At 59.7% G+C, this 18714-nt stretch carries 14 protein-coding genes and 1 pseudogene; 11 read left to right on the top strand and 4 right to left on the bottom strand.

The features are described 5' to 3' along the window. Nucleotide 1 precedes the first annotated feature (1 nt). The 3 genes from NL123_RS14400 (at nt 2) to NL123_RS14390 (ending at nt 8174) form a co-directional block, all read left to right on the top strand. Nucleotides 2-3085, top strand: a complete 3084-nt coding sequence (locus tag NL123_RS14400) for an efflux RND transporter permease subunit (protein WP_494358070.1) — start codon at nt 2-4, stop codon at nt 3083-3085. Between the two features lie 134 nt (nt 3086-3219). Further along, nucleotides 3220-7863, top strand: coding sequence for an RHS repeat-associated core domain-containing protein (locus NL123_RS14395; protein WP_494358305.1), 4644 nt, complete (start codon nt 3220-3222; stop codon nt 7861-7863). Further along, the gene (locus NL123_RS14390) at nt 7860-8174 is read left to right on the top strand and encodes a contact-dependent growth inhibition system immunity protein (protein ID WP_494358069.1); all 315 of its coding nucleotides are present in this window, start codon (nt 7860-7862) and stop codon (nt 8172-8174) included. Before NL123_RS14395 ends, NL123_RS14390 begins: the two co-directional genes overlap by 4 nt. A 159-nt stretch (nt 8175-8333) precedes the next feature. Here NL123_RS14390 and NL123_RS14385 read toward each other — a convergent pair. After that, nucleotides 8334-8462: pseudogene (locus NL123_RS14385) on the bottom strand (glutamate carboxypeptidase); the annotation flags it as partial. Between the two features lie 57 nt (nt 8463-8519). Here NL123_RS14385 and NL123_RS14380 point away from each other — a divergent pair. The 3 genes from NL123_RS14380 to NL123_RS14370 all read left to right on the top strand — a co-directional run bounded on the left by NL123_RS14380 (nt 8520) and on the right by NL123_RS14370 (nt 9708). Next, on the top strand, nt 8520-8936 hold the full coding sequence (locus NL123_RS14380) for a hypothetical protein (protein WP_494358068.1): 417 nt from the start codon (nt 8520-8522) through the stop codon (nt 8934-8936). A 182-nt stretch (nt 8937-9118) separates the two neighbouring features. Beyond that, on the top strand, nt 9119-9388 hold the full coding sequence (locus tag NL123_RS14375; RefSeq protein ID WP_494358304.1) for an RNase A-like domain-containing protein: 270 nt from the start codon (nt 9119-9121) through the stop codon (nt 9386-9388). Continuing rightward, a complete protein-coding gene (locus tag NL123_RS14370; protein ID WP_494358067.1) occupies nt 9385-9708 on the top strand; it encodes a contact-dependent growth inhibition system immunity protein in 324 nt (107 codons plus the stop codon). Before NL123_RS14375 ends, NL123_RS14370 begins: the two co-directional genes overlap by 4 nt. Before the next feature lie 185 nt (nt 9709-9893). Here NL123_RS14370 and NL123_RS14365 read toward each other — a convergent pair whose 3' ends face one another. The 3 genes from NL123_RS14365 to NL123_RS14355 all read right to left on the bottom strand — a co-directional run bounded on the left by NL123_RS14365 (nt 9894) and on the right by NL123_RS14355 (nt 12936). Next, the gene (locus NL123_RS14365) at nt 9894-11123 is read right to left on the bottom strand and encodes a M20/M25/M40 family metallo-hydrolase (protein ID WP_494358066.1); all 1230 of its coding nucleotides are present in this window, start codon (nt 11121-11123) and stop codon (nt 9894-9896) included. 47 nt (nt 11124-11170) lie between these two features. Then, the gene (locus NL123_RS14360; protein ID WP_248481802.1) at nt 11171-12229 is read right to left on the bottom strand and encodes a diguanylate cyclase; all 1059 of its coding nucleotides are present in this window, start codon (nt 12227-12229) and stop codon (nt 11171-11173) included. A 74-nt stretch (nt 12230-12303) separates the two neighbouring features. After that, nucleotides 12304-12936, bottom strand: a complete 633-nt coding sequence (locus NL123_RS14355) for a LysE family translocator (RefSeq protein ID WP_071495207.1) — start codon at nt 12934-12936, stop codon at nt 12304-12306. 123 nt (nt 12937-13059) lie between these two features. Between NL123_RS14355 and NL123_RS14350 the strand changes: the two genes are divergently transcribed. The 5 genes from NL123_RS14350 to NL123_RS14330 all read left to right on the top strand — a co-directional run bounded on the left by NL123_RS14350 (nt 13060) and on the right by NL123_RS14330 (nt 18709). Continuing rightward, complete coding sequence (locus tag NL123_RS14350) at nt 13060-14472, top strand: aminotransferase-like domain-containing protein (protein WP_494358065.1); 1413 nt, start codon at nt 13060-13062, stop codon at nt 14470-14472. A 133-nt stretch (nt 14473-14605) separates the two neighbouring features. After that, the gene (locus NL123_RS14345; RefSeq protein WP_248481809.1) at nt 14606-15346 is read left to right on the top strand and encodes a response regulator; all 741 of its coding nucleotides are present in this window, start codon (nt 14606-14608) and stop codon (nt 15344-15346) included. Further along, on the top strand, nt 15343-16647 hold the full coding sequence (locus NL123_RS14340) for an ATP-binding protein (RefSeq protein ID WP_494358064.1): 1305 nt from the start codon (nt 15343-15345) through the stop codon (nt 16645-16647). The genes NL123_RS14345 and NL123_RS14340 overlap by 4 nt, the downstream gene beginning before the upstream one ends. 186 nt (nt 16648-16833) lie before the next feature. Further along, a complete protein-coding gene (locus NL123_RS14335) occupies nt 16834-18084 on the top strand; it encodes a ribonucleotide-diphosphate reductase subunit beta (protein WP_093530333.1) in 1251 nt (416 codons plus the stop codon). Nucleotides 18085-18220: 136 nt separating this feature from the next. Further along, nucleotides 18221-18709, top strand: coding sequence for a DUF1289 domain-containing protein (locus NL123_RS14330; protein ID WP_248481813.1), 489 nt, complete (start codon nt 18221-18223; stop codon nt 18707-18709). Nucleotides 18710-18714: the final 5 nt, after the last annotated feature.

Genomic DNA, 18714 nt, shown 5'->3' with positions numbered 1-18714 from the left:
CATGCGCGGTATCAACCTCTCTGAACTGGCGGTCAAGCACCGTGCGGTCACGTTGTTCCTGATCATTGCGATCCTCGCCGCCGGGGTGTTTTCGTTTGGCAAGCTCGGGCGCGCCGAAGACCCGTCTTTCACCGTCAAGGTGATGACCATTACTGCCGCCTGGCCCGGCGCCACCGCCCAGGAAATGCAGGAGCAAGTGGCCGACCGCCTGGAAAAACGCCTGCAGGAACTGGACTACTACGACCGCGTCGAGACCATCGCCCAGCCGGGTTTCGTGTCGATGCGCATGACGTACAAGGAGTCCACGCGACCCAGCGAAATCCAGGACCTGTTCTACCAGACCCGTAAAAAACTCAGCGATGAAGCCGCCAGACTGCCCAAGGGCGTGAGCGGGCCGTTCTTCAACGATGAATATTCCGATGTGTACTTCGCGTTGTACGCCCTGGAGGCCGAGCACCTGCCCCATCGGCAACAGGTGCAGATGGCCGAAGAATTGCGCCAGGGTTTCCTCAACCTGCCGGGGGTGAAGAAGGTCAATATCCTCGGCGAACAGGCGCAACGGGTGTTCGTCGAGTTTTCCTATGAGCGCCTGGCGACCCTGGGCATCAAGCCGGAGCAGATTTTTTCGGCGTTGGCCGCGCAAAACGCCGTGGCGCCGTCGGGCTTCGTCGAGACCGCCGGCGCCCGCGCCTACATCCGTATCGACGGCGCGTTCGACAGCCTGTCACTGATCGAAAACGTGCCGCTGGAAGTCAACGGCCGCGTGCTGCGCATCGCCGATGTGGCCACCGTCAGCCGCGGCTATGAAGACCCGCCCAGCTACCGCATCCGCCACCAGGGCGACCCGGCGCTGATGCTCGGCGTGATCATGGAGAAACACTGGAACGGCCTGGAGCTGGACAAGAGCCTCAAGGCCCAGGAAGCCAGAATCCAGGCCGACCTGCCGCTCGGGGTCAACTTCGCCAAAGTCTCCGACCAGGCGAAAAACATCAGCCTGGCGGTCAACGAGTTCATGCTCAAGTTCTTCGTTGCCCTCGCCGTGGTGATGGTCATCAGCCTGTTGGCCTTGGGCTTTCGTGTCGGCCTGGTGGTGGCCGCTGCGGTGCCGCTGACCTTGTCGGTGGTGTTTGTGATCATGCTGCTGACCGGGCGTGAATTCGACCGCATTACCCTGGGCGCGCTGATTATTTCCCTGGGGTTGTTGGTGGATGACGCGATCATCGCCATCGAGATGATGGTGGTGAAACTGGAGGAAGGTTTCGACCGCATCCACGCCGCCACCTTTGCCTGGAGCTCCACGGCGGCGCCGATGCTCACCGGTACGCTGGTGACGATCATCGGCTTTCTGCCGGTGGGCTTTGCGCGCTCCGGTGCCGGGGAATATGCCGGCAATATCTTCTGGATCGTCGGCTTTGCACTGATTTCCTCCTGGCTGGTAGCGGTGGTGTTCACGCCATACCTGGGCGTGAAACTGTTGCCACAGATCAAGCCGGTGCCCGGCGGGCATGACGCGATCTACGCCGGGCGCTACTACCAGAAACTGCGCACGCTGGTGGAAGCCTGCGTGCGTGGGCGCTGGCTGGTGACCGGGCTGGTGGTGGCCGCGTTTGTGCTGTGCGTGCTGGGCATGGGCGTGGTGAAGAAGCAGTTCTTTCCCAACTCCGACCGTTCCGAGCTGATTCTTGAGGTGTACATGCCGCCGGGCAGTGCGTTCAAGAGCACCGAAGCGGTGGCCGCACAGTTGGAGAAAGCTCTGCTGCAAGAGCCGCAAACCACGATGGTGGACACCTATGTGGGCGGCGGTGCGCCACGCTTTTTCCTGTCGCTGAACCCTGAACTGCCGGACCCGGCGTTTGCCAAACTGATCGTGCAGACCCCGGACTCCCATGCCCGCGATGCATTGAAACTGCGCATGCGCGAGCGGATTGCGGCCGGTGAGTTCCCGGCGGCACGGGTGCGCGTCACGCAGTTGCTGTTCGGCCCGCCCGTGCCGTTCCCGGTGGTGTTCCGTGTGTCTGGCCCGAATGTGGATGTGCTGCGTGGCATCTCCGAAAACGTGCGCAAAGTCGTCGCTGCCAACAAGCTCACCAAGGATGCCTTCCTCGATTGGGGCGAGCGCACCAGCGGGTATCGCCTGGTGCTGGATCAAGACCGCCTGCGTCTGCTGGGTTTCACCCCCAACGAGGTCAAATCCCAGCTCAACGCGTTGCTCAGCGGCAACCCCATCACCGAAGTGCGCGAAGGCAACCGCACTGTGTCCGTGGTCGCCCGCGCCCAGGGCAGCCAACGCGAAGACCTCGGCAACCTCAACAACATGACCCTCACCAACAGCGCCGGCACCTCCGTGCCGCTGGCCCAGGTCGGGCATTTCCAGGCGGTGATGGAAGAACCGATCCTCAAGCGCCGCAACCGCGCGACCACCGTCGAAGTACGCGCCGACATCATCGACGGCGTGCAACCGCCCGACGTGGAAATGGCCGTGTACAAAGACCTGCAACCGCTGATCGCCAAGCTGCCGGCCGGCTACCAGATCGACATCGGCGGCCCGGTGGAAGAAAGCGCCAAGGCCAACGTCGCCCTGGCCGCGCTGTTCCCGATCATGATCCTGCTGACCCTCACAGTGATCATGTTCCAGGTGCGCTCGTTCGGCGTGATGTTCATGGTCTTCGCCACGGCGCCGCTGGGCTTGATCGGGGCGGTGCCGACCCTGCTGCTGTTCAACCAGCCGTTCGGGTTCAATGCAATCCTGGGCTTGATCGGGATTGGCGGGATCCTGATGCGCAACACGCTGATCTTCACCGACCAGATCCGTCAGAACCAGGACCACGGCATGGCCATTCGCGAGGCGATCGTCGAGGCCACCGTGCGGCGTGCACGGCCGGTGATCCTGACCGCGCTGGCGGCGGCGCTGGCGTTTATTCCGCTGACGTTGTCGGTGTTCTGGTCGTCCCTGGCCTACGTGCTGATCGGTGGGGTGTTGGTGGGCACGCTGTTGACGCTGTTGTTCTTGCCGGCACTGTGCAGCCTGGTGTTGGGGCGAGAGAAGACGAGCGTTGTCGAAACGTCCCACGTAACCGCCGGATAAGCTCTACTCCCCTCCCCTGAAAAGGTCCGCAAAGTCCCTCGCCTGACTACACAGTGCGAGGGATTGCAAATGGACTTTCTGGTTGTTGGAGCTGTTTCTTGAACCCGGCCATTGGCAGGCTGGCCCTGACCCCAATGGATGTGAAGACGGTCGATGTCGAAAGCGTCTTTCGCGATTTCCGGGAATGCCTGAACACCTTTGACGCATGGGCTTCAAGCTTTTGGTGCTTGTCGGCGCTGGATGTCGAGCAAGTCTTCAAGGTCGGGGATGAAGTGGCGCTGGTCGCGCCGATCAATCGTTCTCTATACCCAAGCACCACCGTTGCGACTTGCCAGGCCAACGGCAAGTTGACCCTGGTGCACCTGTTCCAAAGCACGCAGTTCGTACCCATCGGCAACACGCCGGTGATGTTGCAGCGTGTCGACCCCAACGGCGGGCCACTGGGCGAGCCGATCCACAAAACCATCGGCCCGAGCGGCATTCTCGAAATCGACGAGTGTGAGCGCGACCAGCCATACCGGGTCAGCTTCTATCCCAACGTTTCCAAGGACCACGTCAAGGCACTGTATGCATCCTATCAATCGGTGATTGATGCATTGGACGCACGCCTGCGCGAGGAGTGGAAAAACACCTTCGAAGCCCAGTGGAAAGACTACACAGACGCCAGCCCGCTTGATCAACGCAGGCTGCTGGAGAAGGCGTTTCTTAATGGAATGGGTAAGGCGCTTTACAGCCTTTGGGACAATTTCACACAACTGTCCGAGCTGCTGGCGGACCTCCAGAGCAACAGCCAGAAGTTGCTGCAGTACGTCTCCCAGGCCGAACTGGATGAACTGCTGAAACTGGGCAAAGACGCCATCGCCCAGGGCCTGCTCGTGCTCAGCGATGAGCCGTTGATGTTTATCTACCTGTCGGCGATCTGCAGTTGGATACGGATGTTGCCGCCGCAAGCGATGAGCGAGGTGATGGGGGAAATCACCGGCGACGTGTTGATAGGTCTGCTGTTGGTGAGGGTCGCGGGCGCCATGGGGGTGACCCTGCGCCTGGGTGCTCAGGTGACGAGTCACATCAAGTCTGGCCGGGCTCGCCAGTGGCTGGAGATGCTCGCGGAACAGTTGGTCGGGCCTCGGTTGGACGCGCATGTCGAGGCGGCCAGGCCGTTGCTGCTGGGGAGTCGTGCGACGCCGATCAGGGTGGTTCCGGATGTGCCGTTGAAGGCTGGGGATCAGGTGGTTGCCAACGCGGTGCCGGTGGCTCGGGATAAGGCCACGCAGCGGACGGTGCTGGTGCGGCAGGAGCCTGTGGATGATGTGCCGGCTTCTGCTCGAAACCCGAATGGGGATGCGGCGGCGCCTGCGGACAAGACCGCCACTAACGGCTGCCCGGTGTCGATGGTCACCGGCGAGGAATTGCTGACCCTTACCGATGGGACGCTGGACGGGATCTTGCCGTTTGAGTGGACCCGGTTGTACCGCACCAGTGCGGTGAAAATGGATTGCGGGCTGGGGTTTGGCTGGAGTCACTCGCTGGCGCATCGGCTGGTGGTTGAGGGTGATTCGGTGGTTTGGACCGATCATGAGAATCGGTCGACCACCCTGCCCTTGCCTACTGCCTCTCGACCTGCGATCACCAATAGCCTGGCCGAAGCGGCGATCTATTTGGGTGCTGCGCCCGATGAACTGGTGCTGGCGCAGGCGTCACGTTTCTACCACTTCCGCGACGGTGTGCTGACGGCGATCAGCGATGCGTATGACAACCGGCTGCGTATCACTCGGGATTTTCTGGGGCGTGTTGAGCGGGTGGATAACGGTGTCGGGCGTTCGCTTTGGTTGCGCTATGCGTCGGGCCGCATCGTGGCGGTGGACTATCAGGTTCATCGGGCTAAAGGTCTCGAGCCGTTTGAGTGGGTGACGGAACAGACCGTTGTTTCCTACACCTACGACGAAGCTGGACGACTGATTTGCGCGACCAATGCCATCGGCGAAAGCGAGGTTTATCGGTACGACGAACAGCACATCATTCTTGAGCGCGGCTTGGCCGGTGGGGCGAGCTTTTTCTGGGAATGGGAACGGTCTGGCAAGACGGCGCGGTGTGTGCGGCATTGGGCGAGTTTCTCGCAGATGGACACGCGCTATGCCTGGGATGACAACGGCCAGGTCACGGTGTTTAACGCCGATGGCAGCCAGGAAGTCTACGTGCATGACCAGCGGGCGCGGCTGGTGCAGCGGGTTGATCCTGACGGGGCCGAGCATTTCAAATCCTACGATGACCAAGGCCGGCTGACCGTTGAGCAGGATCCGCTGGGGGCGATCACCGCGTATCAGTACGACGAAGCCGGGCGCTTGGTGGCGGTGTTTCCGGGGGACGATGAGCCGACGACCTACGAGCATGATAACGGGTTCGTACGGGTTGTGCGGCGTGGTAAAGCGGTTTGGAAGTATGAGCGCAATGATCAGGGCGATGTAACGCGCAAGACCGATCCAGACGGTCACGTTACCGATTACACCTACAACAAATATGGCCAACTGGTTGGGGTTTGGTATCCGGATCACAGCTGTCAGCGGCTGGTGTGGAACGAGCGTGGGCAGTTGCTTGAGGAGCAATTGCCCAATGGCGGGATCAAGCGTTATCGCTATGACGACCTGGGGCGGCAGGTTGCTCGGGAAGATGAACACGGCGCACTGACCCAGTATCAGTGGGACAGCGTGGGTCGGTTGATTCGCGTTGTGCTGCCAGGCGACGGGTTCAGGGAATACAGCTACAACCCCTACGGAAAAATCACCGCCGAGCGCGATGAACTCGGGAACATCACCCGCTACGAATATGCATACGGCCTGCACCTGATCAGCCGCCGCATCAATGCCGATGGCAGCCAGGTTAACTACCGCTACGACAACGCGCGGTTATTGCTGACCGAGATCGAAAACGAGGTGGGCGAGACCTACCGGCTCCAGTACCACAACAGCGGCCTGATCCAACAGGAAATTGGCTTTGACGGTCAGCGCACGGCGTACGTATACGACCTCAACGGCAACCTTCAGGAAAAGACCGAACACGGCGATGACGGCAGTCAGCTGGTTACCCGCTACGAGCGCGACCATGCCGGACGCCTCGTCAGAAAAACCCTGCCCGATGGCAATACCGTCGATTACACCTACGACCGCCAGGGCAATCTCTTAGGCGTCGAAGACGGCCACTGGTCACTGGCCTACGAGTACGACAGCCAAAACCGCCTCACCGCCGAACACCAAGGCTGGGCCACCCTGCGCTACGGCTACGACGCCTGCGGCCAGCTGCAAAACCTGCGCCTGCCGGACAACAACCGCCTCACCTTCAATCACGACAAAGGCGGCCACCTTGCCACCGTCGAACTGAACGGCGCAGTACTCACCTCACACCTGTTCAAGGCCGGTCGCGAACAGCAACGCCAACAAGGCCAACTGCTCAGCCACTACCAACACGACCACCAAGGCCGCCTGTTCAACCAGAGCATCGTTGATGCCGAAGGCCCGGTCTATCGCCGTCATTACGACTACGACAAATCCGGCAACCTCACCCGCCTGCTCGACACCCGCAAGGGCGAACACCGCTACCACTACGACCCACTCAACCGCCTCACCCGCGCCGACCACACTCAAGACGAACAGGAACGCTTCGGCCACGACCCGGCCGGCAACCTGCTCATGCAAAACCGCCCCGGCCCCGACATCGTCGCCGGCAATCGCCTGATGATCCAGGGCGACCACCATTACGACTACGACGCCTTCGGCAACCTCATCCGCGAACGCCGCGGCAAAGGCCACGCCCTCGTCACCGAATACCGCTACGACTGTCAGCATCGTCTGATCGGCATTACCCGACCTGACGGCCAGATCGCCAGCTACCGCTACGACCCGTTTGGGCAGCGTATCAGCAAAACCATAGATGGGATTACTACCGAGTTTTTCTGGCAAGGCGACAAACTCATCGCCGAACACCACGCGGATCGGCACCGCAGCTACCTCTACGAACCGGACAGTTTTCGCCCGCTGGCGCTGTTGGAAGGTTTCGGTCCAAAGGAAACCAAGGCCTACCACTACCAACTCGACCACCTCGGCACCCCACAGGAACTCACTGCCCCGGATGGCGAAATCGTCTGGTCTACGCATTACCGTGCCTACGGCGAAATCAGCCGCATCGACATCGGAAAAATCGACAACCCGCTGCGCTTCCAGGGTCAGTATTTCGATCAGGAAAGCGGGCTGCACTACAACCGCCATCGCTACTACAATCCGGATGTTGGTCGGTACCTGACGCCGGATCCGGTGAAGCTGGCGGGTGGGATCAATGCGTACCAGTACGTGCCTAATCCGACGGGATGGGTAGATCCGCTAGGACTGAGTTGTAAAGTTGTAAATTGCCCTGGCGGCGTACTAGATGCACATGAAAATGCCGGCGGGCACTTGATTCAAAAGCATGTTGCGCAGACGAAAGCACAACTGATTACAAGGCTAGATCTGGAACCGCATATACCTGCAGCATCAACGTTCAAAAACCTAGAAGAAGCAGAAGTCCTAGTATCCAGGAGCTTAAAAAAACACCGGAGCGAAATTTTAGAATTTTTAGAAGGAGAAAATAAAAAACATCTAATCAAAGACAGCTCTAACCGGCCTGTAGGCGTGAGCATTATTAGAGGCACTGAAACGCCCGTACCCGTTTACAATTTCATTCTAGTTCTGAAGAGAAGAGCTAATATGCCGGATGGCTATCTATTACTGACAGGATACCCAGAAAAATGAATACTACACTGACAGCGTTGCAGCAATTTTTCGGCGCTTACTTCAATCAAGATTGGACACTAGAACATTCATCAGCTGACGAAGTCATTGAATCTTTTTTACTTGACTCATCAAGAAGCACAATAATAACGGTAAAAAATAATATTCTAGAACTAATAAGCAACTACACGGACGAGCCCACCCTTCAAAACAACTTACTACACGAGCAGCACTGTTATTACTACTATCCCAGTCAATGGGCTTCGGGACGATCATGGTTGAATCACATCATTGTGAAATTTAATGAGTACTTGGTGAAACAAGAATCCTGATTGAAAAGCACCCTGTGGCGAGCAGGCTTGCCCTGCGTTGGGCCGCGCAGCGGCCCCAATCCAGGCGATGAGTATTTTCAGGTAAACCAGCATTGTCTGTTTTGGGGCTGCTGCGCAGCCCAACGCAGAGAAAGCCTGCTCACCACAAAAAAGCTTCAATCAGCGCTTGCACAGCTCCATAACCATCCGACTCAACAGATAAACCCGCGGCACCACACTCTCCACCTCCGCATACTTCTCCGGCGTATGAATACTCCCGCCAACAATCCCAAACCCATCCAACGTGAAATTTGATAAGAAAGATAACACCAGGCCATTTACCGCCTTTCCAGCCGAGAAAAAATAATGTTGAAAAACCCATTTTTAAATGAGCCGTTCGATCCGAGCCTGAAATGGTTCATTGGTGTATTTGATATATATGATCAAGAGCAAGGGTTAGGTCTAGACCTAGAGAAATATAACCCAAACGAAAGAACCGACCGAGAGCGCCTCATAAAAAACTACGCCCTGAATTTAAGCTACCTTTCTTACAGGCATAAATACGTTTTGATCAAGGCCCTAGAAAGCAGCCTAAACAATGAAAATTATGACTTCCAGAGCTTATTCGATATAAATGAAGATGAGGCCGCGTCATGGCCAAGAGAAGAATGGTACAAACTTGAAAACCCTAGAGAATTCTTAGTGGATGTATATCAACTCGCTCAAATCAGTTGGAAAGAAGACCTCCAAAAAGCCAGCCTCGAAGACCAGTCAACCTGGTAAACCAAACACCGCCCTCCAAGGCAACACAACCCCTCTGTGGCGAGCAGGCTTGCCCTGCGTTGGGCCGCGAAGCGGCCCCAATCCAGGCGATGAGTATTTTCAGGTAAACCGGCACTGTCTGTTTTGGGGCTGCTGCGCAGCCCAACGCAGGGCAAGCCTGCTCACCACAACAAGAGCCACACATCCCAGCCGCCTCAACCTTCCACGACAGAGCAACAGCAGAGCTGGAAATATCGACCGCACTGGATAAAAACAAAGCCAAAATCGATAACTTTTTAAAAGGAAAAAACAATCAAATCGTCATCATTCAAAAAACCGAATACCCCGTAGGCACAAGCTTTAAAAAGAACAGCACAACATCCGTCTCGGGAAAGGAAGTTTACCTAATAATCCGTAGAGACCATAACATGCATACTGGCTACCGAATTCATACTGGATTTCCAAACCCATGAACCAAGACTATCCCGAACTACAACAGTTTCTTGCTGGTTACTTCAATCAAGACTGGGTTGACGACCACGAAAAAGCAGACGATGTTATTGAGTTTTTCATCTCCGATTCATCTGAAGACACGATATTAAAAGTACAAACAGAACTAGATAAGCTAATGCGCAGCGGAAAGACAGAGCAAGAGCTGGAAGCTTATTTATTCAGCGATATAGGTTGCTACTATTATTATCGCAGCGAATGGCCCGACGGCCTAACTTGGTTGAGGCATGTCGTGTCAACACTTAAAAATAGAACCTCCAAAATTAAAAATGAAAAAATCTAACCGGTGCCAAAGGACGCGATACCCGCTTATGTGGCGAGCGAGCTTGCTCGCGTTGGGCCGCGAAGCGGCCCCAATCCAGGCGATGAGTATTTTCAGGTAAACCGGCATTGTCTGTTTTGGGGCTGCTGTGCAGCCCAACGCAGGGCAAGCCTGCTCACTACAAGAGGGTGTCAATCAGGAGAAAATCAGCGCTTGCTCAGCTCCATAATCATCCGACTCAGCAAATAAACCCGCGGCACCACACTCTCCACCTCCGCATACTCCTCCGGTGTGTGAATATTCCCGCCGACAATCCCAAACCCATCCAACGTCGGCGTCCCTACCCCGGCTGACAAGCTGGCATCCGCCGCGCCGCCACTGCCTTCGATCGTCAAGGTCTTGCCCAACTCCCCATAAATCCCCTGGGCAATCGCCACCAATTTGTCCGACTCCGGCGTCTGCGGCATCGGTGGCAGCCCACGCTGCAAGCTGGTCTTCACTTCGGTTTCGGGGATCAGTTTGTTCGCCGACACCCGTGCCAGGTCTTTCTCGATGCGGTCAAACTCTTCCGGCAATGCCGCGCGCACGTCGGCCTTGGCGGTGGCCTGGTCGGGAATGACGTTGGTGCGGTCGCCGGCCTTGATCACGGTGAAGTTGATGGTGGTTTTCTTATCAGCATCCCCCAGCTTGCCCAGTTGCAGGATCTGGTGCGCCGCTTCCATCGCGGCGTTGCGCCCGAGTTCCGGGGCGACGCCGGCGTGGGCGGCTTTGCCTTTGACTTCGACCACGGCGGTGGCGCTGCCTTTGCGCCACACCACCAGGCCATCGGCCGGGCGGCCGGGTTCGAGGTTGAGGGTGACGTCGTGGGCCTTGGCGGTTTGGCGGATCAGCTCGGAGGCGGCGTCCGAGCCGGTTTCTTCGCTGGCGTCGAGCAGGAAGGTGATTTGCGCGTAGTCCTTGAAGCCCTGGTCCTTGAGGACTTTGAGCGCGTAGATGCCGGCGACGATGCCGCCCTTGTCATCCATCACGCCGGGGCCATAGGCGCGGCCGTCCTTGATGTGGAACGGGCGCTCGGCGGCAGAGCCTTCCTTGAACACGGTGTCCATGTGGGCCATCAGCAGGATTCTGGCTTTGCCGGTGCCCTTGAGGGTGGCGACCACGTGGCTGTTGTTGGCGGCCTTGTCCGGCACCAGCTCGATGGAGAAGCCCAGCTGTTTCAACTCATCCACGGCGATGTCGCGCACTTGGGTCAGGCCCGGTTCATAACCTGAACCCGAGTCGATATTGACCAGGCGCTCCAGCAGTTTCAGGGCGTCGGCCTTGTACTGTTCGGATTGGGCCTGGATCTGTTTATGGGGCTCGGCGCTGTAGGCCGGCACGGCGAAGGACATGGCCAGGGTGGCGGCCAGGAGGGTACGGCGGAAAGTGAAGAGCATGAACCGATCCTTGTTTTTTGTTGGAGGTGCCGAGACACCCTACCCCACTAGACCGATCGCAACCAACCCTCCTGCACCGCACTGACACGGTTGCGCCCGCTGCTTTTGGCGTCGTACAAAGCCTGGTCGGCGTCATTGAGCCAACTGGTCGAATCCGCGTGGGTCGGTTGATACGGCGCCAGGCCGATGCTCAGGCTGGCGCGCAGGGTCGGGTCCTGGGCGTAGGCCAAGGCGTTGAAGCGATCGCGCAAGGCGTCCATCACTTCGGTGGCGCGGTTGAGCGGCATGCCCGGCAGGATCACGCAGAACTCGTCGCCACCGTAACGCCCGGCAAGGTCGGTGGCGCGCAGGTTCTGGCGCAGCACTTTGCTCAGCTGGCGCAGGACGATATCGCCGGTGACATGGCCGTAGGTGTCATTGATGGTCTTGAAATGGTCGATGTCGATCAGCGCGATGGCGGCACCTACCGAATCCCGGCGACAGCGCTGGAACTCGATCTCAAGGTGGTCCTTCCAGGCGCCGTGGTTGAGCAGGCCGGACAAGCTGTCGGTGCGACTCAGGACCAACAGTTCACGCTTGTGGCGGGCCAGGGTCACCGCCTGGCGGTAGCAGATCCAGCCCAGGGCCAACGGGTACAGCATCAGGATCGGCAGGCAGGCGTAGAGCTGCGCCTGGCTGGTCACGGCAATGAATGCCGGCGCGAAGATCAGCAGCGCCGCGCCGATACCCAGCGCCTGCGCCAGCCACCCCGCCAGCATGAAGCGCGGACCGCCGATGGCCACGTTGTTCATGGTCATCATCGACAGCGTGGTCACGCTGGGCAGCGGGTTGAAGTGCATGGCGCCGACCCAGAAGCCACCGCAAAAGGAATCGAACAGCAGGTTGCGCCGTTCACTGCGCAGTGCGTTGGTGGTGCGCAAGGTCAATTGAAACGCCAGGTGCGGCCAGATGAACGCGTTGATCACCATCCAGGCCCACACCCACCAGGCGGGGTCCAGGGGATACATCCCGAACACCACGCAGACAAAACCGAGCGTCAGCCCGAGGGTGCGGGATTTGTACAGCCGTGAAGCGAGCGGAAGTCCGTTTCCTTCTGCAGCTGACATGGGAGGGGGGAAATCCTGAGTGAATGCCAGGAGTCTATCAGCGCACCGGCAATTCGCCACTACCGCTCATAAGCTCAGTGGGCAAAGCCCCGCGCCAGCATCAACGCCACGCCCAACAGCAAAACAGCCGTGATGCGTTGCAACAGCACACGCCGCCTGGGGTTTTCCAAGACGTGCTTGATGCGCTGGCCGAAGTAGCAATACAGGCAGCCGCTGGCGAATTGCAGCAACAGGAACGTCAGCCCGAGAATGCCAATGTCCACCGCCGAACTGTGCCCCCCCACGCCGGCGAACTGCGGGAACACCGCGCTGAACAGGATGATGGCCTTGGGGTTGGAAAACCCGGTAAGCAAGCCCTTGCCGAACAGGCTGCGCGCGCCCTCCACCGCACCGGCACGGTCCAGCGCCAGGCCGCTGCTGGTCCACTGTTTGTAGGCCAGGTAGAGGATGTAGGCGACGCCGACCAGCTGGATGCCCTGGGTGATCGCCAGGTTGCCCTTGATCAACTCCGAGAAGCCCACGGCAAAGATCAGGATCGAAATCAGGTACGACACACTGGCGCCGATCTGCGCCGGGATCGAACGGCGCAGGCCGTCGCGCAGGCCCAGGCTCAACAGCAGCAGGGTCATGGGTCCGGGGCTGAAGGTGATGGTGGCGCAAAACAGCAGAAAGTACAGAAACGACGAAAGGGTCAACACGCTTGTCATGGCCACAGACCTGAGGAATAGAGCGCGCAGTCTAGGCAGTCGGCGTTGCGCAAGGCAGGTAAAGTGAGGCCTAATCCGCCCGAACTTCACCGGTAAAATCACCGGCAAAGATAAGGAAGCTTTATGTTCGTATCGGCCATCGCCTTTGTAGAGGGCACCCCCAAAGTGCAACAGATCGTCGAGGCGTTCAGCCAGGCCATCGAAAACGGCGAATGGGCACCCGGCAGCAAGTTGCCCTCGGTGCGTGAACTGACCCAGACCCTGGGCGTGAGCAAGTTCACCCTCAACGAAGCCCTCGACCGCCTGCGCGGGCGCAACCTGCTCACCTCCAGCCAAGGCCGCGGCTATTTCGTCGCCGCGGACCGCGTCCGCCCGGCCCTGGCCGCCTGGGTCGAGTTGCTGCCCCAGGACCTGCTGAGCGTCTTGCGCCGCCCCCTTGCCACGGTCTACGGCGACCTGCGCCCCGGCGGTGGTCACTTGCCCGAGGCCTGGCTGGACAGCGAAGCGATCCGCCAAGCCATGCGCAGCGTGGTGCGCGCGCCGTCGTTGCGCATCGCCGGGATGGGCACGCCGGCCGGACTGCTGCCGTTGCGCCAGGCGCTGCAACAGAAACTGCACGGCGAAGGTTTGTCGGTCTCGGTAGAACAGATCATCACTACCCCCAATACGGTGCAAGGCCTGGACATGTTGATGCGCCTGCTGGCGCGCCCCGGCGACACCGTGCTGCTGGACACGCCGTGCTATTTCAACTTCCACGCCAACCTGGCGCTGCACGGCGTCAAGGTGGTGACGATCCAACGTCGTCCCGACGGTTTTGACTTCACAGCCCTCGAACAACTGCTGGCCGAACATCGCCCCAGCCTGTACCTGACCACCAGCGTGCTGCAAAACCCGACCGGTCATACCTTCAGCCCCGGCCAGGCGTTTCGCCTGCTGCAACTGACCCAGCAATACGCTTGCCATATCGTCGAGGACGACCTCTACGGCGACCTGCACCCCAACCCACCGCCCCGCCTGGCAGCCCTCGCCGGCCTGGACCAGGTCACTTACCTGTCGGGCTTCTCCAAGAGCCTGAGCGCCAACGCCCGCGTCAGCTTCGTGGTGGCGGCACCGCAACTGGCGGCCAACCTGACCAATATGAAGCTGATGAGTGGCGGCGTGACCTCGGAGCTGTTCGAGCAGCTCCTGTACCACATGCTCAGCGAAGGCAGTTACGCCAGGCACCGCAAACGCATGGTGCAGCGCTTGATGGAGGCCGGTGGACGGGTCGAACAATGGCTGCGGCGTTGCGGCTGCGAACTGCCGATGGGCTACGAAGGCGGGATGTTTATCTGGGCGCTCCTTCCGCCCGGCGTGAACGGCGAACGACTGGCCCAGGAAGGTTTGAAACAGGGCATGGTGCTGGCGCCAAGCACACTGTTTGGCTATGACGCGACGCACCGTGACGCCATGCGTTTCAACGTGGCCCACAGCGATGATCCCCAGGTGCAGCAAGTGTTTGAAGCCCTGTTGCCGGGGGCTTCGCGCACCCTGTAGGCGTTCACGCCGGTATTTTTGCCTCGTCATGTATCTCCTTATCGCCAGATACACTGCAATACAAAGGGCACAAGGCAAGTCCGTCGCCAATGGCTAGACTGCGCCCCAACGAGCATTTAACGAGGGAGGCAGCATGGATCATGTCGATCACATCCTGATCGTCGATGACGACCGGGAGATCCGCGAACTGGTGGGCAACTACCTGAAAAAGAACGGCATGCGCACCACCGTGGTCGCCGATGGCCGCCAGATGCGCAGCTTCCTCGACACCACCCCGGTGGACCTGATCGTGCTGGACATCATGATGCCCGGCGACGATGGCTTGCAGCTGTGCCGCGAGCTGCGGGTGGGCAAGCACAAAGCCACGCCGGTGTTGATGCTGACCGCACGCAACGATGAAACCGACCGCATCATCGGCCTGGAAATGGGCGCGGACGATTACCTGGTCAAGCCGTTCGCCGCTCGTGAGCTGCTGGCGCGCATCAACGCGGTGCTGCGCCGCACACGAATGCTGCCGCCGAACCTGGTAGTCAGCGAGACCGGGCGGCTGATCCGCTTCGGCCGCTGGCGCCTGGACACCACCGCCCGCCACCTGCTCGACGCAGACGACACGCTGGTCGCCCTGAGCGGCGCCGAATACCGCCTGCTGCGGGTGTTCCTCGATCACCCCCAACGCGTGCTCAACCGCGACCAGTTGCTCAACCTGACCCAGGGCCGCGACGCCGATCTGTTCGACCGTTCCATCGACCTGCTGGTGAGCCGCCTGCGCCAACGCCTGCTGGACGACGCCCGCGAACCGGCCTACATCAAGACCGTGCGCAGCGAGGGCTACGTGTTCTCCCTGCCGGTGGAAATCCTCGGGGCCGATCAATGACCTTAAGGTTTGGCTGGCCGCGTACCCTGGCGTCGCAGTTGTCGCTGATCTTCCTGATCAGCCTGGTGTGCGCCCATGGCTTGTCCTTCAGTGCGCAGTTCTATGAGCGCTATATCAGCGCGCGCACCGTCATGCTGGGCAACCTGGAAAACGACGTGGCCACCTCGGTGGCGATCCTTGACCGGCTGCCCGCCAACGAGCGCGCCAGCTGGCTGCCGCGTCTCGACCGGCAAAACTATCGCTACCTGCTCAACGCCGGCGAAACCGGCGAGCCGATGCGCAGCGACGACGTGCCCATGGCCGCCACCTCGATTGCCGATGCATTGGGTGAACACTACGCGCTGACCTTCCGCGACATCCCCGGGATGCAGAAGCACTTTCAGGCACACCTGACCCTGGCCGATGGCAGCCCGATCACCCTCGACGTACGTCCCGCCGCCCTGCCCGTCGCGTACTGGCTGCCGGTGGTGCTGGTGCTGCAACTGGCGCTGCTGCTGGGCTGCACCTGGTTCGCCGTGCGCCTGGCCATCCGCCCGCTGACCCGCCTGGCGCGCGCCGTGGAGACCCTCGACCCCAACGCCCATCCCACGCCGCTGGACGAAAAAGGCCCCACCGAAGTGGCCCACGCTGCGGTTGCGTTCAACGCCATGCAACAGCGCATCGCCGAATACCTCAAGGAGCGCATGCAGATCCTCGCGGCGATTTCCCATGACCTGCAAACCCCGATCACGCGCATGAAACTGCGCGCCGAATTCATGGAGGATTGTGCCGAACGCGACAAACTCTGGAGCGACCTTGGCGAGATGGAGCACCTTGTGCGCGAGGGCGTGGCCTACGCACGCAGCGTCCACGGCGCCACCGAAGCCAGCCACCGCATCAACCTCGACGCCTTCCTTGACAGCCTGGTGTTCGACTACCAGGACATGCACAAACAGGTGAGCCTCAGCGGCAAAAGCGCGGTCGTACTCGACACGCGCCCCCACGCCCTGCGCCGGGTGCTGGTGAACCTGGTGGACAACGCCCTCAAGTTCGCCGGCGCCGCGCAACTGGAGGTCGGTTCGACGGCCGATGGTGCACTGTCGATCAAGGTGCTCGACAACGGCCCGGGCATTGCCGAGGACGAACTGGTGCAGGTGATGCAGCCGTTCTACCGCGTGGAAAGCTCACGCAACCGCGGCACCGGCGGCACCGGCCTGGGGCTGGCGATTGCCCAGCAACTGGTGGTGGCCATCGGGGGTTCGTTGACGTTGAGCAACCGGCCGGAAGGTGGGTTGTGCGCGCAGATCAAGATCAGCCTTTAAAGCAGGCCTGCGTGATTCCTGCACGTTGACCAGTCTTGTTACACACCATATAGTGTGCCCACAAACAGAACAGACCACTACATAGTGTGCAGTATCGGTATTTATCGACCACACTATGCGCAGTATTTCAATGCCTTGAAGCCTGCAAAAACACTTATTTTTCGAATACCAGGAAGGAGCATTTCCATGCTGAGTTGGGATGAAGTCGACAACGAAGACACCGGTGCAGCGGTGATCAAGGGCGCCAACGCCGGCCACGCCAGCGAAGCCAACATGGACCGCCTCGACGGTGCCGGCGCCGCTGCTGCGCTGGAAGCCCGTAACGTGACCGCCAACGACTCCGCCGCCATCGTCCGCGCCAAGGCCGCCCTCGACAAACTCGACGTCGCCGAAGGCCTCGCCGAACTCGAAGGCGCCTCCGCCCGTGTCGCCGTTGACGAAAAGCGCATGATCAACTGCCGCGCCGACCTCAACCAACTCGTACCCTTCAAGTACGACTGGGCCTGGCAGAAGTACCTCGACGGCTGCGCCAACCACTGGATGCCGCAAGAGGTCAACATGACCGCCGACATCGCCCTGTGGAAAAACCCCGAAGGCCTGACCGACGACGAGCGTCGCATCGTCATGCGCAACCTGGGCTTCTTCTCCACCGCCGACTCCCTGGTTGCCAACAACCTGGTGCTGGCCGTGTACCGCCTGATCACCAACCCGGAGTGCCGCCAGTACATCCTGCGCCAGGCCTTCGAAGAAGCGATCCACACCCACGCCTACCAGTACTGCATCGAATCGTTGGCCATGGATGAAGGCGAGATCTTCAACATGTACCACGAGATCCCATCGGTCGCTAAAAAAGCCGCCTGGGGTTTGAAGTACACCCGCTCGATCTCCGATCCGAAGTTCGAAACCGGCACCGTCGAAACCGACAAAGAACTGCTGCGCAACCTGGTCGCTTACTACTGCGTCCTGGAAGGCATCTTCTTCTACTGCGGCTTCACCCAGATCCTTTCCATGGGCCGTCGCAACAAAATGACCGGCGTGGCTGAGCAGTTCCAGTACATCCTGCGCGATGAGTCGATGCACCTGAACTTCGGTATCGATGTGATCAACCAGATCAAGATCGAAAACCCACACCTGTGGGATGCCGAGATGAAGGAAGAAGCAACCCAGATGATCCTGCAAGGGACTCAACTGGAGATTGAATATGCGCGCGACACCATGCCGCGCGGTGTGCTGGGCATGAACGCGGCGATGATGGAGGACTACCTCAAGTTCATCGCTAACCGTCGTCTGTCGCAGATTGGCTTGAAGGAAGAGTACCCAGGCACGACCAACCCGTTCCCGTGGATGAGCGAAATCATGGACTTGAAGAAAGAGAAAAACTTCTTCGAGACCCGTGTGATCGAGTACCAGACTGGCGGCGCGCTGAGCTGGGATTGACTCCACATGTGGGAGGGGGCTTGCCCCCGATGACATTCGTTCAGCTCAAGCTTCAGTGACTGATGCACCGCAATCGGGGGCAAGCCCCCTCCCACATGGGTTGCGGTGCGCGATAAATCTTTGCAAATTGCCTCTTATGCCCAATCAAACCATCAAGACCCCTTGCGTCGGCCTGTGCTCCACCGTCTACGGAGACCTGGTCTGCCGGGGCTGCAAGCGCTATCACCACGAAGTGATCCAGTGGAACGGCTACAACGCCGAAGAAAAACAGGCGGTGTGGTTGCGCCTGGAGCAACTGCTGGTGCAGGTGATGGCCAGCAAGCTGGAAGTGTTCGACGCGCACCTGCTGCGCCAGCAACTGGAAAATCGCAAGATCCGCTTTATGCCGCACCAATCGCCATATTGCTGGGCGTACCAGCTGATTGCCCGTGGCGCGCGGGTGATTTCCAGGCTGGAGGCGTATGGGTTGGTGTTGCTGCCGGAGTTTCGTGAGCGCCCGCTGGCCGACCTGCGGGATGCCATCGACCGCGAGTTTTTCCTGCTGTCCGAAGCGCACTACGAGCGCTATATCGCCCCAGGTTTCCTCAAGGAAGCGTTTGGGCCGGCCCTGATAGCGACCCTCTAAAAACC

Source organism: Pseudomonas sp. FBCC-B1565, from assembly GCF_059133265.1.
This window is presented reverse-complemented; position numbering and strand designations above follow the sequence as displayed.

Coding starts and splice junctions, on each gene's coding strand:
- NL123_RS14360 (WP_248481802.1), bottom strand. CDS start 12,229: ATGTCAGCTGCAGAAGGAAACGGACTTCCGCTCGCTTCACGGCTGTAC.
- NL123_RS14395 (WP_494358305.1), top strand. CDS start 3,220: ATGGATGTGAAGACGGTCGATGTCGAAAGCGTCTTTCGCGATTTCCGG.
- NL123_RS14370 (WP_494358067.1), top strand. CDS start 9,385: ATGAACCAAGACTATCCCGAACTACAACAGTTTCTTGCTGGTTACTTC.
- NL123_RS14345 (WP_248481809.1), top strand. CDS start 14,606: ATGGATCATGTCGATCACATCCTGATCGTCGATGACGACCGGGAGATC.
- NL123_RS14380 (WP_494358068.1), top strand. CDS start 8,520: ATGTTGAAAAACCCATTTTTAAATGAGCCGTTCGATCCGAGCCTGAAA.
- NL123_RS14330 (WP_248481813.1), top strand. CDS start 18,221: ATGCCCAATCAAACCATCAAGACCCCTTGCGTCGGCCTGTGCTCCACC.
- NL123_RS14390 (WP_494358069.1), top strand. CDS start 7,860: ATGAATACTACACTGACAGCGTTGCAGCAATTTTTCGGCGCTTACTTC.
- NL123_RS14340 (WP_494358064.1), top strand. CDS start 15,343: ATGACCTTAAGGTTTGGCTGGCCGCGTACCCTGGCGTCGCAGTTGTCG.
- NL123_RS14365 (WP_494358066.1), bottom strand. CDS start 11,123: ATGCTCTTCACTTTCCGCCGTACCCTCCTGGCCGCCACCCTGGCCATG.
- NL123_RS14350 (WP_494358065.1), top strand. CDS start 13,060: ATGTTCGTATCGGCCATCGCCTTTGTAGAGGGCACCCCCAAAGTGCAA.
- NL123_RS14335 (WP_093530333.1), top strand. CDS start 16,834: ATGCTGAGTTGGGATGAAGTCGACAACGAAGACACCGGTGCAGCGGTG.
- NL123_RS14355 (WP_071495207.1), bottom strand. CDS start 12,936: ATGACAAGCGTGTTGACCCTTTCGTCGTTTCTGTACTTTCTGCTGTTT.
- NL123_RS14400 (WP_494358070.1), top strand. CDS start 2: ATGCGCGGTATCAACCTCTCTGAACTGGCGGTCAAGCACCGTGCGGTC.